12 protein-coding genes are annotated in these 14,349 nt (G+C 53.7%); 5 read left to right on the top strand and 7 right to left on the bottom strand.

Going from position 1 to position 14,349, the window contains the following annotated elements; all coding sequences use genetic code 11:
• Positions 1 to 4 precede the first annotated feature (4 nt).
• Both ccmB and ccmA read right to left on the bottom strand, forming a co-directional pair.
• Positions 5 to 694 carry a heme exporter protein CcmB gene (ccmB, locus tag CFK45_RS11230; RefSeq protein WP_096086533.1) on the bottom strand — a complete coding sequence of 230 codons (690 nt, stop codon included), beginning with the start codon at positions 692 to 694 and terminating at the stop codon, positions 5 to 7.
• Entirely contained in the window at positions 687 to 1,343 is a 657-nt protein-coding gene (gene ccmA / locus CFK45_RS11225) for a cytochrome c biogenesis heme-transporting ATPase CcmA (protein ID WP_096086532.1), read from the bottom strand. The genes ccmB and ccmA overlap by 8 nt, the downstream gene beginning before the upstream one ends.
• 89 nt (positions 1,344 to 1,432) lie before the next feature.
• Here ccmA and CFK45_RS11220 point away from each other — a divergent pair, with 89 nt between their 5' ends.
• On the top strand, positions 1,433 to 3,193 hold the full coding sequence (locus CFK45_RS11220; protein ID WP_096086531.1) for a flagellar hook-length control protein FliK: 1,761 nt from the start codon (positions 1,433 to 1,435) through the stop codon (positions 3,191 to 3,193).
• 7 nt (positions 3,194 to 3,200) lie between these two features.
• On the top strand, positions 3,201 to 3,500 hold the full coding sequence (locus CFK45_RS11215) for an EscU/YscU/HrcU family type III secretion system export apparatus switch protein (RefSeq protein ID WP_096086530.1): 300 nt from the start codon (positions 3,201 to 3,203) through the stop codon (positions 3,498 to 3,500).
• 4 nt (positions 3,501 to 3,504) lie between these two features.
• Here CFK45_RS11215 and CFK45_RS11210 read toward each other — a convergent pair whose 3' ends face one another.
• The 3 genes from CFK45_RS11210 to CFK45_RS11200 are packed head-to-tail and all read right to left on the bottom strand — an operon-like array spanning position 3,505 to position 6,592.
• Entirely contained in the window at positions 3,505 to 5,280 is a 1,776-nt protein-coding gene (locus CFK45_RS11210; RefSeq protein WP_096086529.1) for a FimV/HubP family polar landmark protein, read from the bottom strand.
• Positions 5,281 to 5,339: 59 nt separating this feature from the next.
• Positions 5,340 to 5,993, bottom strand: coding sequence for a peptide-methionine (S)-S-oxide reductase MsrA (gene msrA / locus CFK45_RS11205; protein WP_096086528.1), 654 nt, complete (start codon positions 5,991 to 5,993; stop codon positions 5,340 to 5,342).
• Positions 5,990 to 6,592 carry a class I SAM-dependent methyltransferase gene (locus CFK45_RS11200; protein WP_096086527.1) on the bottom strand — a complete coding sequence of 201 codons (603 nt, stop codon included), beginning with the start codon at positions 6,590 to 6,592 and terminating at the stop codon, positions 5,990 to 5,992. Before CFK45_RS11200 ends, msrA begins: the two co-directional genes overlap by 4 nt.
• 133 nt (positions 6,593 to 6,725) lie before the next feature.
• On the opposite strand from CFK45_RS11200, the gene CFK45_RS11195 reads away from it, so the two are divergent.
• The 3 genes from CFK45_RS11195 to CFK45_RS11185 are packed head-to-tail and all read left to right on the top strand — an operon-like array spanning position 6,726 to position 11,859.
• On the top strand, positions 6,726 to 8,210 hold the full coding sequence (locus CFK45_RS11195; protein WP_096086526.1) for a Ppx/GppA phosphatase family protein: 1,485 nt from the start codon (positions 6,726 to 6,728) through the stop codon (positions 8,208 to 8,210).
• 4 nt (positions 8,211 to 8,214) lie between these two features.
• A complete protein-coding gene (locus CFK45_RS11190) occupies positions 8,215 to 8,940 on the top strand; it encodes a J domain-containing protein (protein WP_096086525.1) in 726 nt (241 codons plus the stop codon).
• Positions 8,941 to 8,958: 18 nt separating this feature from the next.
• Positions 8,959 to 11,859: an insulinase family protein gene (locus CFK45_RS11185; RefSeq protein ID WP_096086524.1), complete on the top strand. Its 2,901-nt coding sequence runs from the start codon at positions 8,959 to 8,961 to the stop codon at positions 11,857 to 11,859.
• A 139-nt stretch (positions 11,860 to 11,998) separates the two neighbouring features.
• Here the strand turns inward: CFK45_RS11185 and CFK45_RS11180 are convergent, their stop codons facing one another.
• Together CFK45_RS11180 and CFK45_RS11175 are read right to left on the bottom strand one after the other, a co-directional pair.
• A complete protein-coding gene (locus tag CFK45_RS11180; protein WP_096086523.1) occupies positions 11,999 to 12,688 on the bottom strand; it encodes a sensor histidine kinase in 690 nt (229 codons plus the stop codon).
• A 24-nt stretch (positions 12,689 to 12,712) separates the two neighbouring features.
• On the bottom strand, positions 12,713 to 14,341 hold the full coding sequence (locus CFK45_RS11175) for a tetratricopeptide repeat-containing response regulator (RefSeq protein WP_096086522.1): 1,629 nt from the start codon (positions 14,339 to 14,341) through the stop codon (positions 12,713 to 12,715).
• Positions 14,342 to 14,349: the final 8 nt, after the last annotated feature.

The raw sequence follows: 14,349 nt of genomic DNA, 5'->3' as shown, positions 1-14,349 counted from the left end.
CTCTTTAATTTTCCAAGCTAATTTTTAAAGCCCCGACCACCGCAAGCGGTGCGAGCATCATTGCACACAAACACATCGCCGCAACAACGGCGAGCGGGCCCGTCCACGGATCGCCGAGCGCTGCCGAGCGCACCGCGCTGGTACCAAAGATCAACACCGGCACATACAGCGGAATAATAATCAGCGATAACAGCAAGCCGCCCCGGCGCAAAGACACCGTCAGCGCCGCGCCAACGGCTCCGATAAAACTCAAGGCACCCGTGCCGAGCAGCAAACTCGCCATCAGCGCAATATAAGCTTCGCCCGGCAGCGCCATCATTAAGCCGAGCACGGGGCTTAACAGGGTTAACAGCAAGCCGGTAAAACACCAGTGAGCCAGCACTTTGGCGATGACGACAAGGTACATGCTCTGGCCACTTAACAGCATCTGTTCAAGGCAGCCATCTTCATAGTCGCTCTGGAAGACTTTATCTAACGATAAAAGTAGTGCTAACAGCGCAACAATCCAGATCATGCCCGGCGCTATCGGCGCCAAAGCCTTGGCATCCGGGCTTACGCCGAGCGGCACAAACATAATGATGCTTAAGAAAAAAATCAGCGGGTTAAAGAGTTCTGAGCGATTGCGCACGGCCGTTAGGCACTCGCGCCTGAACGCTTCGTAAAAACCCGAGCTCGGCAAACGAATATCAGACATCGACGGCGCGACCTTTATATTGCTCAAGATCCAACACTTGAAAGCTCGGTGCCGACCAGCGCTGGTGTGTGGTCAGCAAAACAATGCCGCCGCTCGCGGCGTGCTTGTCGATGCGCTGCTCGAGCTCGCTGACCCCGTGTTTATCGATTGCGGTAAAGGGCTCATCGAGTATCCACAGCGGCGCTTCACTGATAAACAAACGCGCCAGCGCTATGCGGCGCTGCTGCCCTGCGGACATCGAGTGCGCCGGCGTATCGGCGTAAGCTCTGAGCCCGACTCGCTCTAATGCCTCAAGCAATTCATCGCGACTGACTTCAGGGGTTTTGTCCGCCGACTTGCGCCCGTGCAAGGCAAAAAACCAGCGCAGGTTTTCGAGCGCAGTCATAGTCATCTTTACGCCGACCTGGTGGCCAAGAAACAGCAACTTAGACTGAAATGACAGGCCGCGATTGGCCTTATCATCCCAGAGCACCCGGCCAGAGCTCGGTTGCAAGAGACCGGCAATCATGCGTAACAGGGTTGTTTTCCCGCAGCCATTGTGACCGGCAATTTGCACAATGCTGCCGCTTTGCCACGACGCCGACAGGCCGCCAAATAACGGCAGGTCTTCACGCTCGAAGTACAACTTTTCTAAGGCCAGGCAGTGCATTGTTACTTATCTAAGACAAAAAACGGCCGATAGTGTACATGGAAGCCACACTTAATCGAAGCATCTAAGGCCAGTGACTATGCTTAATAATGATTCCGTTTCTTAATACTGTGATGCACATACACATCCCCTCAATCACCGCCAGCAGCGCCCGCCTACACAGCGATGCGCCGGCGCGCGCAGCAAACGAACAAGTTGTGCGTGTTGTCGAGCAAGTGCGACTGAGCCCGCGGCAGCTCACACAACTGATTCAGGCCCAAACTGACAGCCAAAAGTTCGAAGCCGAGCTGCAGCGGCTGCAGGCCAACAGTAATGCGCCCGATCGAGCTGGCGCCCAGGCTCAAAACCAAAGCGCAGCGAAACTGTTATTAAAACTGCAACTACCCAACTATTCGCCAGCCGCTAGCGCAAAAACGAATACAAAGCTGCTTTGGGCGCTGATTATCGACGACGGCCGCCAGCACCTCGGCCAGAAACTCATATTTGATCTAAAAAATCAGAGCTTAAGACAGCTTCAGCTAAGTGGCCCCCAATCTCAGCAAAACCAACAACAATTGCCCGCCTCGCAGTTTAATCGCGACGGCACCATTCGCGCGTTGTCTGCCAGCGCCAAGCAACTGCTGCAACAGGCTGTGCAACTCGCGCCCGCCGGGCGTATCGCTCTGGCCAAACAGCTTATCGAGACGCAGCTGCGCCAAAGCCTGCCGCAGGCAAACCGCGCCGAGGACAGCGCTCAGCTATTAAGCCGTGCACTGCAGCGGGCTATCAACGATAGCTTGACGGCACTAAATCAATCGAAGCAACAGCAAGCGCTGCAACAACAACTGTTAACAAGCAGCAAAGCGCTGCGCCAGTGGCTAGATCGGCGCCCGCAGCTGCAGCATGCAGCTGCTCAAACAGCTCTTCAAACGCCCTTGCAAAGACAGTCGCTAAGCACCGCCAGCAATACCGGCAATGGCGCCACAAGCTCACCGATGCCGCCCCATACGCCGACACAAACGTCTTTGAGCCCACCTTCGGGCAGCGCTTATGCAACGGTGGCAACAAATACGGTAGCGGCAATCAAAATGGCACTGGCATCAAACCTCGGCATTCACACATTTGCGCCGGGCACTTCAGCCGGCTTGCAGCAAGCCGGTGCTGCACCGGCACTAGGCGCGGAAAAGGCCAGTCTCGCGGCAGAGCAAAACAACAGCGAACTTCGCTGGCTATTGCAAAGCCTGGGCCTGAGTTTTCAGCTCTTTGTGCAGCAATTCGGCGCAGCGGATGGCGGCTCAGCTCTGGAGCGAGCCCTAAGTCAAATCGTTGCTGCACTGTTTGCTTCGAACGACAAAAAAGAAACAAGAGAAAAAGATGACAAAAACAATAACATCAAAAGGTTAAGCGATATTTTGCAAGTAATATCTAGAAGTAGCGCGCGATTGGACAGCCAACAGCTACAGCTGCTACAGCAGCAACTCGACGGCAACGTGCAGCAACAACAAACAGAGCTTTGGTTGCGCCTGGGCCAGCACAGCCTGCCTATTGGCATCACCGTGGAACAAGACGAACAACAGCCACTTGGAAGCAATAAAAAACGTCGCAACTGGAAACTGATTATGGAGTGGAGCATGCCTGGGCATGGCTGCTTTAGTGCAAAAATTGTTTGCCTCGATGAGCGCATCAGCTCTGAGCTTTGGGCTGAACAGGCCTACTGGAGACAGCAGATTCGCAGCGAGCTGCCAAAGCTCAAACAAAAACTCGAAGAGGACGGTATCAACATAAATAACTTGCGCTGTGTTGAACAAAGCCCCGGCTACGCAAAAGCAAAAGCCAGCCCCGCTCGCGGCTTAATCGACGAGCGCAGTTGAGCTTCGTATGCAATTTACAGATATCGATAAAAAAGAGCTCAACCAGGTTGTTGCCCTGCAGTACAACGGCGACGGCGCCCCCAGGTTGACAGCCAAAGGCAGCGCCGAGTTAGCCGACGCCATCCTCAAACTGGCCATAGAAAACGACCGGCCAATATGTGAAAACCCCGCCTTGGCCGATTTATTAAGCCAGCTCGAGCTCGGAGAAGAGGTTCCAGAGGCACTCTACAATGCCGTTGCCCATGTGCTGGCCTTTGCCTACGAGCTGGTGTTCGCCTGTGAAGATGAGCTTGACGCTCGCCAATGACTCATTAGCTGCGGCGAGTCTGCTCCATCGCTTCTAACTCACTCAGGGCTTTATCTACACGCGGGTCGTGCTCGGTTTCGGCGGAATCCAGAATCGAGCGCGCTTCGTTAAATTTACCGGCGCGCGAATAGATCTGAGCCATAGACAAAAGCTCGCTGACATCCTCTTCAGGCTTTTGCTCGTCGGCCTCAACGGAGTCAAGCTCAGAAAGCTCTGAGCCGATGGTATTCGCCCCCTGCAATTCGCGGCGCTGGTCGCGCGCCTCAACAATGCAGTGGATATTGTCCGCAGCGGCGGTATTTTGATGCAGCGCCTGCTCGGCTTCTTGCTCAAGCCCCAGCTCTAGCCCCGCCGCCCCGGTTTCATCGATGGCCTGATAAGGCCCGTGCTGACTGCGCCTGACAATCAAAGTCATTGCCAAACCCAAAATCAAACTAACAAACGCTGACAGAGCGCCGACCAGCCACAGGAAATTCTGCTCGTACCAAGGCGTCAGCGCCTCGGGGCCAGCATCAACCTTAGTGCTCTTTTCAAGCTGGGCAAGCTCGGCATCAACACTTGAAGCCGCCCCCTCAATCTTATTGTCAGTGCCGCTTAAGGCGCCGCCAGCCAAGCCTGTGCGCTCTCGCTCAAGCTGGGCAATTTGTTCACGCTGGGCTTCAACTATCTCACTTAACGTGTTGATATATCCAGAGTTTTCAATCTTTTCTATGCGCCGCTTGAGCTCGGCATTTTCTTTAACCAATAGGTCAATCATCTCTTGATTACTGTCGATCTCTTCGCGGATGGTAGCGCGGCTATAATCCGCACCGCCCGATTTCAGCGCCGACTCACTCAGGCGCAAGCGCGCATCATTTAGCTCGCGCGCCTCGTCGAACGCCAAAGGCTGTTGACTCGAACTTGCCGGCAAAATATCGGCGCTTTTATCCCGCACAGCTGTGCCAGCGGCAACGGCCTCTGCCGAGCCTTGCCACTGCTCACCCTGAGGTATGCTCAGCGTTGAGCCCGCTAATAACCGGTTCATATCGCCATTTTGAAAGGCTCCGGGGTTTTGCCTGTGCAATTGCGCGATAGCCTGGCGATGACTTACGCCATCCGGCCGGGACACCCGGCTGGCAATGCCACTTAGGGTATCGCCCGATTGAACCCGATAGCTAGATTGTGCAATTGGCGAGTTATCGTTTTCGCGCAGCGCGCTTGAAGACACTGCAGGCGCCGAAGCGCGCGCTGAACTACCTGCGGCATCGCTCGAACGGGCACCGCCACCGCTTCGCCCATCGCTGCCTGAGCCGGAGCGACTAAATTCACCGCCCGGCCCCGCCTGCCCGAGCCCGGCGGCACTTTGCTCAGCCGCATTTACGCCAGCCGGCGCATCAAAAAGCAAATCGTATTCGCGGTAAACCGTGCCCCCGGGCCAGCGCAGCTCCAGCAAAAGATTGATATAAGGTTCAGAGACCCTAATATCGCTTTCGAGCACAATAAAAGCATTACTGGCATCGAGCTCCTCGACCCGGGCGCGCACCCGGTAGGCGCTAAAAAACAACTCAATGCCCATGGCGCGGGCCTCGTCCGGGTCTAACAAACGCACCAGCAAGTTGTCCGGGTCAATGTCGCGCACGCCGTTGACAGCGATGCGCGCCTCAAGTGGCTCGCCAACAACCGGGTTGTGTTGAATCTCGCCGAGACCAACCGAGTAACTATAACCTGCGTGACTGAGTAGAGTAATTGCAGCGGCGAGGCGCAGGCTGCGAAATTGGCGAGCGTGTGGGCGACGAGTCAAAACTTGATCCCTCTATTGGCCCGCAACGCGACAGGCGCAACACAGGCTTGAAGCTTTAACTAAGGTGTCGCAACAACCCCCGTACCCTTAAGCCCGCAATAGCCGTTAGGATTGTGGGCAAGGTACTGCTGATGCGTTTCCTCAGCGTAATAAAAATGCTCCAGAGCTTTGATTTCTGTTGTTATCGGAGCAAAGCCTTGAGCACCGAGCGCATCGGCGTAACTATCGCGGCTGCTCAGCGCGAGTTCTCGCTGGGCATCATTTTGCCAATAGATTGCCGAGCGATATTGAGTTCCGACATCGTTGCCCTGTCTCATGCCCTGAGTAGGATCGTGCGATCGCCAGAACAGAGACAGCAACTCACTAAAGCTGCACTCTTCAGGATTATAGACAAGCAGCACCACTTCGGCGTGACCGGTCGCCCCTGAGCACACTTCCGTATAACTAGGGTTTGGCGTTATTCCGCCAGCGTAGCCAACGCAACTGAGCCAAAGCTTGGCCTCGCGCCAGAACAAACGTTCCGCGCCCCAAAAACAGCCCATGCCAAATGCGACTTGTTCATAACCCTCGGGCCACGGTGGCAAAAGGCTGCGTTTAAAAATTGCGTGCTGACACGGCGGCAGCAACGCATCGTCGCGCCCTGGCAGAGCCTGTTCGACGCCGGGCAAAGTCAGTGTTGAAGCTTTTTGTTTAAGTGCATCATCTCTATTCATAGTGCAAGCATAACTCCAGAGGCGTTCCAGGGGTGATTGACATACCAGTCAAAGTATTCAGCGCCAAGCTTAGCCTCGGCGCGCTCGGCCATTTCCCGAAACGGTGGACGCCCCGGATCAGCCATTAATACAGAAGTCGGCCCGTTGCGCTGGGCGCGGCGAATCAAGTTATACAACAGCTGACTCATTTGATCCCAAAAACAGATATCGGCCCCTAACACCAAGTCAAAATCTTCGAAGTCGACAGCGCGAAGTTTTTCATAGCGTGTATTCCAGGTGCTGATTTCTACCCCGTTTAGCTCGGCGTGCAACTCGGCATAAGGCAGCACAGCGGCATCGGCATCGAGCGCAACCACTTCGGCACCGTACTTTTTGGCACAGTACACACCAGCCAAACCGTAACCGCAGCCGAGCTCTAGTACGCGCATACCGGGCTCAAGGCCGCTCTCTTCGAGATAATCCATCAATAAAAAGCTAGCGCGCCAGAGTTTATTGCCGTGTATCGCCGGCGCACCACTGTCGCGGCGAATACGCCTAATTTCTTTGTGACTATTTTTGCAAATGCGCACACCAAAGGCGCTGTACTCGTGATCGGGCAAACTGCTATCTCCAATTCAAAGTGGTCGAGCTGAAAAAACGACGAATGCCAAGCTCTGTGACGAAGGCCTGTAAAAAGACCGTAACGAGAGGCATAATTCTCACCGAAAGTTTCTTTGTAGTTCAAGGCACAGCATGGCCCGATCTCCGTATTTTGCTGCGATAGACCTAGGTTCCAACAGTTTTCATATGATTATTGGCCGCTCTAGTGACGGTCAGTTCGAAATTATTGACCGCGAAAAAGAAATGGTGCAAATCGCGCGCGGCCTCGACCACGACGGCGTCTTAAGTGACGAGGCCAAAGCGCGCGCGCTGGATTGCCTGCAGCGTTTTTCTGAGCGCCTTCGCGACCTACCTGAAGAGCAAGTGCGTGCGGTCGGCACAAAAACCTTGCGCGCGGCAAAAAACAGTGCTCAGTTTTTACGCAAAGCTGAAAGCGCACTCGGCCACAGCATAGAAATCATCAGCGGTTTTGAAGAAGCGCGCCTGGTTTATCAAGGCCTCAGTCACTCGGTGGCCGACCCCAAACGCCAGCGCCTGGTGATCGACATCGGCGGTGGCAGTACCGAATTTATTATCGGTAAATCATCTAGCCCACAATTGCTCGAAAGTTTAAATATGGGCTGCGTTGCCCACACCAATCGTTTTTTTAAGAAAAAGAGCCACCTCGGCGAAGCTTTGAATAAAAGCTATATGGCCGCCTGCGCCGAGCTCGAAAGCATTCGCCAGCCCTATTTAAGGCGTGGCTGGGAGCTCGCTTTTGGCACCTCAGGCACAATGAAAGCGGTCGCGGCGGTGCTCAATAACACCGGTGGCGCCGTCATTAAGTACGATGAGCTGTGCCAGTTGATGCAGGAGCTAATGCAGGGCCGCGATCTCGACGATGACGAGCTGCCCAAGCTGCGGCGCGATGTATTGCCAGCCGGCATCGCTATTATTAAAGCCATTTGCGATCAGCTAAAAATCGAGCAGATTCAGGTCGCCGATGCCAGTTTAAAAGACGGGCTTATTTACGAAACCATCGGCCGTTTTAGCAACGAAGATATCCGTGAAAACACGGTACAACAATTATTGCAGCGCTTTAAGGTAGACGACGACCAAGCCCAGCGCGTCAGCCAAACAGCGATGTCGCTGTGGCAACAGTTAAAACAGGACGAACCGCGCCTGCCGGGGGTGTCGCGCACGAAGGTATTGCGCTGGGCGGCGCTGCTGCATGAGTGCGGCCTGAGCATCAGCCACTCGGCTCACCACAAGCACGCCTATTACCTGCTAAAACACAGTGACCTTGCAGGTTTTGGCCGCTTTGAGCAATTTTGCATCGCAAGCTTGCTGCGCTTTCAGAGAAAAAAAATACGCAGCGGCGACTACGACAGCATTGACCAAAGCATCCGCCCAGCGTTTGAACAACTGCTGCTTTGTTTGCGTTTAGCCGTCAGGCTGAATCGCCGCCGAGAAGATCAAAAAGTCACGTTTACGCTGCGCCTTGATCGCGGCGTGTATGTTTTAAGTTTTCAGCAGCACTGGCTAGAGCTCAACCCGCTCTCGCGCCAGGGCCTGCTTGATGAAGTCAGTCAACTAAACAGTATTGGTATGCACTTGCTTTTAGAAGAGGCAAGTTAATTCTATGATATTCAAATTAATCCCCATTTTAATTGTTGTTTTTTTAGTCTGGTTATTTAGCCGCAGCCTAAAAAAGATGCCGCCCAAAGAACGCCGTGCGCGCCTGTTTCAATATCTGAGTTACGGGCTCATTGCACTGTTATTAATTGCCGTTGTCACCGGCCGTCTGCACTGGTTTGGCGCGGTCGCCGCCGGGGCCCTGGCCATCGCTAAAATCGGTGCCAGCACCGCACTTCGCTTTTTACCATTTTTGCAAATGGGGCGCCGGGCCGGGCTTTTTAAAAACCCGGTATTTCGCACTGAGCATATTGAAATGCGCCTAGACTTGCAGAGCGGAAAAATCAGCGGCCAGGTGTTAAGCGGTGAATTTGCCGGAAAACAACTCGACGAGCTCAGCGATAGTGAATTGACGAGCTTGCAACAAAGCCTCGAAAGTCAAGACAAGCGCGCCTGGTATTTGCTTGGCGTCTACCGCCAACGGCGCGGCGGGCCAAATAACCAACAGCAGCAACAACAGCACTACCAAAACGATAGCAATCTCGCCAACCCGAGCATCGATGAAGCCCGCTTGATATTGGGGCTCGACGAACAATACAGCAAAAAAGATATCGACCTGGCTTATAAACGCCTGATGCAAAAGCTGCACCCGGACCGCGGCGGCAACGACTACCTTGCATCGCGTGTTAATTTAGCGCGGGATTTATTAATCAAACATATCGACAACAAATAATCGAACAAGAAGCCACTCATGACCGACGCCAGCAAACCATTTACGCTACTGCGCGAGCAACACATCGCTTCGCTAAATATTTGTGTACAGGAATTTGAACACCGAAAAACCGGCGCTCAGCACATCCACTTAAAGTCCGACTCAGAAGAAAATGTCTTTCTGGTAGCACTAAAAACCGTGCCCCACGATTCTAGCGGCGTCGCTCACATACTCGAACACACCGCGCTGTGCGGCAGTGAGCGCTACCCGGTTCGCGACCCATTTTTTATGATGACCAGACGCTCGCTAAACACCTTTATGAACGCCTTTACCAGCAGCGACTGGACCGCCTACCCCTTTGCCAGCCTCAATAAAAAAGATTTTCACAACTTGCTCGATGTCTACCTCGACGCGGTATTTTTCTCGCGCTTAGATAAGCTCGACTTTGCCCAGGAGGGCCACCGACTCGAGTTTTCAGAAATGGAAAACCCAAATTCCGAGCTTGAATTTAAGGGTGTTGTCTACAACGAAATGAAAGGCGCGATGAGCTCGGTGAACAGCCAACTTTGGCAGAGCTTGAGCAAATACTTATTTCCAACATCGACCTACCACTTTAACAGCGGCGGCGAGCCCGACTGCATTCCCGATCTTAGCTACGAGCAATTACTCGAGTTTTACCGCACGCACTACCACCCGAGCAACGCCATTTTTATGAGCTTTGGCAGCATCGGCGCCGATGAGCTGCAACAAAAATTTGAGCAGCAGGTACTCAAGCGCTTCGAGCGCCTCGATACCCAAATCGAAGTCAGCGACGAAAAACGCTATCACGCTCCGGTGCGTGTGCAAGAAGCTTACGCCAACGACGAAAGTGACAGCGACAACAAGCACCACGTGGTGCAAGCCTGGCTGCTCGGCAAGAGCTGTGAGCTCGATTCGCTGCTCAAAGCGCAACTGCTGTCGAGCGTGCTTCTCGATCACAGCGCCAGCCCACTTATGCACGTGCTTGAGTCGAGCGAGCTGGGCTCGGCGCCGTCGCCACTTTGCGGCCTCGACGACAGCCAAAAAGAAATGACATTTGTCTGTGGCCTAAGCGGTGCCCAGGGCGACAGCGCCGACGATATCGAACAGCAAATTCACGACTGTTTAGCCCGAGTTGCGCGCGACGGCGTGCCCCAGGAAGACATCGAGGCGGCACTGCACCAACTTGAGTTACAGCAGCGCGAAATCGGCGGCGATTCTTACCCCTACGGCCTGCAGCTGATACTAAAAGCGTTAAATAGCGCTAATCACGGTGGCGACCCGGCTAATTTACTCGATCTCGACGGCGCACTTGCGCAGCTGCGCGAGCAGATACAAGACACAAACTTCATCCCCAATTTAATTCGCGAGCTGCTGCTTGATAATGCCCACAGTGTGCGCCTGCACTTAAGCCCGGATGCAAAAATGGCGCAGCGCCAAATCGATGCCGAAAAGCAGCGCTTAGCCAAGATTAAGGCCTCGCTCAGCGAGCGGGAAAGCCAGGCCATTATCGAACAAAGCATCGCGCTAAAACAGCGTCAGGAAAGCGTCGACGACCCGGGCAGCCTGCCCAAAGTCGGGCTCGAAGATGTGCCCGAGCAAGAGAGCCATGTCAGCGCCGAACCCAAACTTATAGGTGGTGTGAATTTTAGTCACTACCACACAGGCACCAATGGCCTGGTCTATCAGCAAGCTATTTATCAGCTGCCAGCGCTTAACCGTGAGCTGCTCAATCAGCTATCACTATACGGCCACTGTGTCGGTGAGCTCGGCGCCGGCGATAAAAACTACCTCGATATGCAGCGCTGGCAAAACGCCGTCAGCGGCGGCATCTCGGCATTTAGCTCAATTCGGGGCGGCAGCTTAAACACCAATGAACTCAGCAGTTTTTTTGTTTATTCAGGTAAAGCGCTTGAGCGCAATCACGAGGCCCTAAGCGAGCTGATGCAGAGCATTATTTCGTCCGCTCGCTTTGAAGAACACAGCCGTATTTCTGAAATCATTGCTCAACTGAGCATTGGCATGGAGCAAAGTGTCACTGGTAATGGCCACGCTCTGGCCATGAGCGCCGCAGCGGCGGGCTTAAGTGTGCCAGCCAGCTTAAACCACAGCTATTCCGGGCTCGAAGCCATTGCCCGCATGAAGGCGCTGCGCGAAAAAAGCGCCGATGCCGACACGATGGCAACTATCGGCGAAAACCTGGCCAAACTGCACAGCCAGTTGAGCTCAAACTTAACGCATGTATTGCTGATTGGCGATCAAACACTGGCCACGCCAGAGCAACTTTTTGAGCAGCAACCCCACTCAACAAACGATCAATTTCAGTTAAGCGACTTCCAGTTTGAACTGCGCCAGCAAGCGTGGCTGTGTAACACTCAGGTGAATTTTTGTGCGCGCGCCTACCCCACGGTCAGCATGGCGCACGAAGACGCCGCCGCGCTGGTTGTACTCGGCAACTATCTGCGCAACGGTTATTTACACAAAGCCATCCGTGAACAAGGCGGCGCCTACGGTGGCGGCGCCTCACAAGACAGCAACGCGGCCTGCTTCCGTTTTTATTCCTACCGCGACCCGCGCATGGCCGACACACTTGCAGACTTTGACAACAGCATCAGCTGGCTACAAAACAACAGCGCCGATCACGACAAGCTCGAGGAGGCCATTCTCGGTACGATAAGTGCGGTCGATCGCTCGGAAAGCCCAGCCGGGCGCGCCAAACGCTGCTTCCACAGCGAATTGCACGGGCGCAGCTTAGAGCTGCGCCAGCAGTATCGAAAGCGCATACTCGCAACCAGCTACGACGATCTCGTGCGTGTCAGCCAGCTGTATTTAACTAAGGACAAGGCCAGCACCGCGGTTGTTTGCGGCCGCACTGAAGAGCAGCAAGCCCAAGGTCTCGGCCTTGAACTTGTAGAGCTTTAATTCAAGCTAACTACCCGACAATAAAAATGCCGCCGCGCCCTGTTTTTAAATTCACTATTAGTTTCATTTTTAGTTTACGTTCAGGGCCTGCGGTCTAAGCCTGGAGGCAAAAGCCTGGCGGTGAAAACCAGAAGAGCATTTACGGCAAATATAAAATAAACTCGCCGCCACCTAAACTGGCATTGTTGCGCAATTCTATTCGCCCGACTTTATCCGCTTGTTTGTGCATCTGCGCAATGCGCGCGGCAAAAAAAAGGCCCAGGTGAGTTTGACCATCGCCAAGTTGCGCGTACTCGGCCATAATTTGCGGCTGCTGCAGCATAATATCCGGGTAACCCTGGCCATCGTCGGCAACACTGATTTTTAACCAGCCCCGCTCTTCTTGCGCAGATATTTTTACCTTTGCTTTGGTGTAGCGAATGCAATTTAATAAAACGTTGTGCACAACACCTGCAACCAAGTCGACATCAAAATACCAGGCCAGCGCATCGTCGACATCAAGCTCCAAATTCACGTCACTGGTATCTAATAACAGCTGGTTTCTCGCCACCTGCTCTTCCAACATGTCGCTTAAATAGTATTCGTCGATCTGGGCGGTGAGTAATTTGTGATCCATGCGATACAAACTCAATAGCTGGATCAGCTCGCCGTTAATGCGCGAGGCTTCGTAATGTAAGCTTTTAAAGCTCTGACTCTCCTCTGGCCCTTTTGGCTGGTAGCGCTCAAGTATGCTCTCGACGTTGACAAGCAGCATGGCTACAGAATTTTTCATATCGTGCACACTGGAAGCGAGCACCGTCGCAAAGTCGAGTTCAGTGTTCTTGTTCATACTGCGGCCTCATTGAGCTGGGGGTCAGGCATTTAATTTCAAAGCCATCGCTTTGAGCTGTAAAAAACGCTTAAACTGGGCGTGATGCTCATCAATTTGTGCAGCGATGTTCTCAAGCGCATCGCGGCTGTTTTCGCCAACGGACTCAAGCAAACTATCGTCGTCGCAATGCTTCATTTTGCCGAGCATTGCCTGCACGATATTTAGCTTAAGGCCCAAGTGCTTAGGGAACAGCTGCAGGGCCTTGTCAAAACAGGCGAGCGCTTCGTCGTAGCGCTCTTGATTATAGAGCTCGATGCCTTCGCGATTGACCTCAGCCACCAGTGCTTTACTCGCTTCACTTGCCGGCTCACTTAAGAATTCATCGAGTTTTTCCAGCGCCTGCTGATCGTCCGCATAGAGCTCTTGCAGGCGCTCGAGCAGCTGATTGCATTTTTGTTCGTAATCGAGGCTCAGCAGTGCGCGAATATGATCGAGCTCTACGTCGATATCTGAATCTTCAACCGTCAAGCGAGTCTCGGCTTCAACCACCATTTGTTTGGCCGTGTCGAGCTCACCTTTGCCGGCAAATAAACGCGCCTGTATATAAAGCAGCTGCACATTGGCCAGCGTATCGAGCTCGGCGTGCTGCTGTTTGTCGCTGAGCAATTCGCAAGCTTCGTTAAACAAGCTGGCAGAGACATCGACCTCGTGCTCCAGGGCATCGGCCACAGCGCGCGCCAGCAGCAGCTTATCTTCGCGCCGACCAAAACAGCTAAAGCGCCCGAGGCGCACAACTTTATGCATCGCCTCAACAGCCAAGTCGCGCGCTTTGTTGTCGCGCGCCAGGCCCGCCAAGTTTTTTTGGCGAAGAATGGACATCGGGCTGACTTCGACACTCTGCTTTACAACATCTTGAGCTTTAACTGTATCGCCGCGAGCGAGGTAGTTTTCACTCAAGGTATCGTAGGCCGGCAGGAACAGATAATTTTCATCAATAATACGCTCAAGCCACTGCTCGGCCTGTTCGAGATCCCCCATTAGCTGCTTAGCTTTTGCTAAACCAAGTCGCGCCCAATCCAGCTCACGACTCTCGAGCACACGCTGGTAGAGCTTTTCAGCTTTGCGATACTCGCCGAGCTCCAGAAATAGCTCGCCCAGCATTTTTTGCGCTAAACAGGTATGTCGCCCCTGTTCCAGGCTCATTGCAATCAAGCGTTCACACGCGAGCTCTTTATCGCCTCGATCAAGGGCCTGATACACACCGGCAAAGTGGGCCCGCGCAGCCAACAGCCGCTTTAAGCGGCCCTGCAGCATCTGCGCTGTAATCGGCTTCATCAGGTAGTCATCGGGCGCACTGTCGTACGCCGACATAACAATGTTGCGCCCCGCCTCGGCCGACACCAGAATAAACACGGCTTGGCTATCTATTAACTGGCGGTGGCGCAGCTCTTCTAATACGTGTTGGCCATTGCGGCCACTGCCGAGATTGTAATCACAGAGCACAATATCAAAGCGCTCGTGCTCACACTTTTCGATCACCGTTTCAGCGCTGTTTGCCATGGCAATATTGCTGACACCGAGCTCTACCAACATTTGCTGGATGGTGTTGCGAAAGTTGCTAAAGTCGTCCGCAATCAATACCTTAAGCGTGTGATAGTTCGACGAAGTCACTGCAGGCC

It is taken from the genome of Agaribacterium haliotis, assembly GCF_002312815.1.
In the GTDB taxonomy this organism is placed as follows: Bacteria; Pseudomonadota; Gammaproteobacteria; order Pseudomonadales; family Cellvibrionaceae; genus Agaribacterium; species Agaribacterium haliotis.
This window is presented reverse-complemented; position numbering and strand designations above follow the sequence as displayed.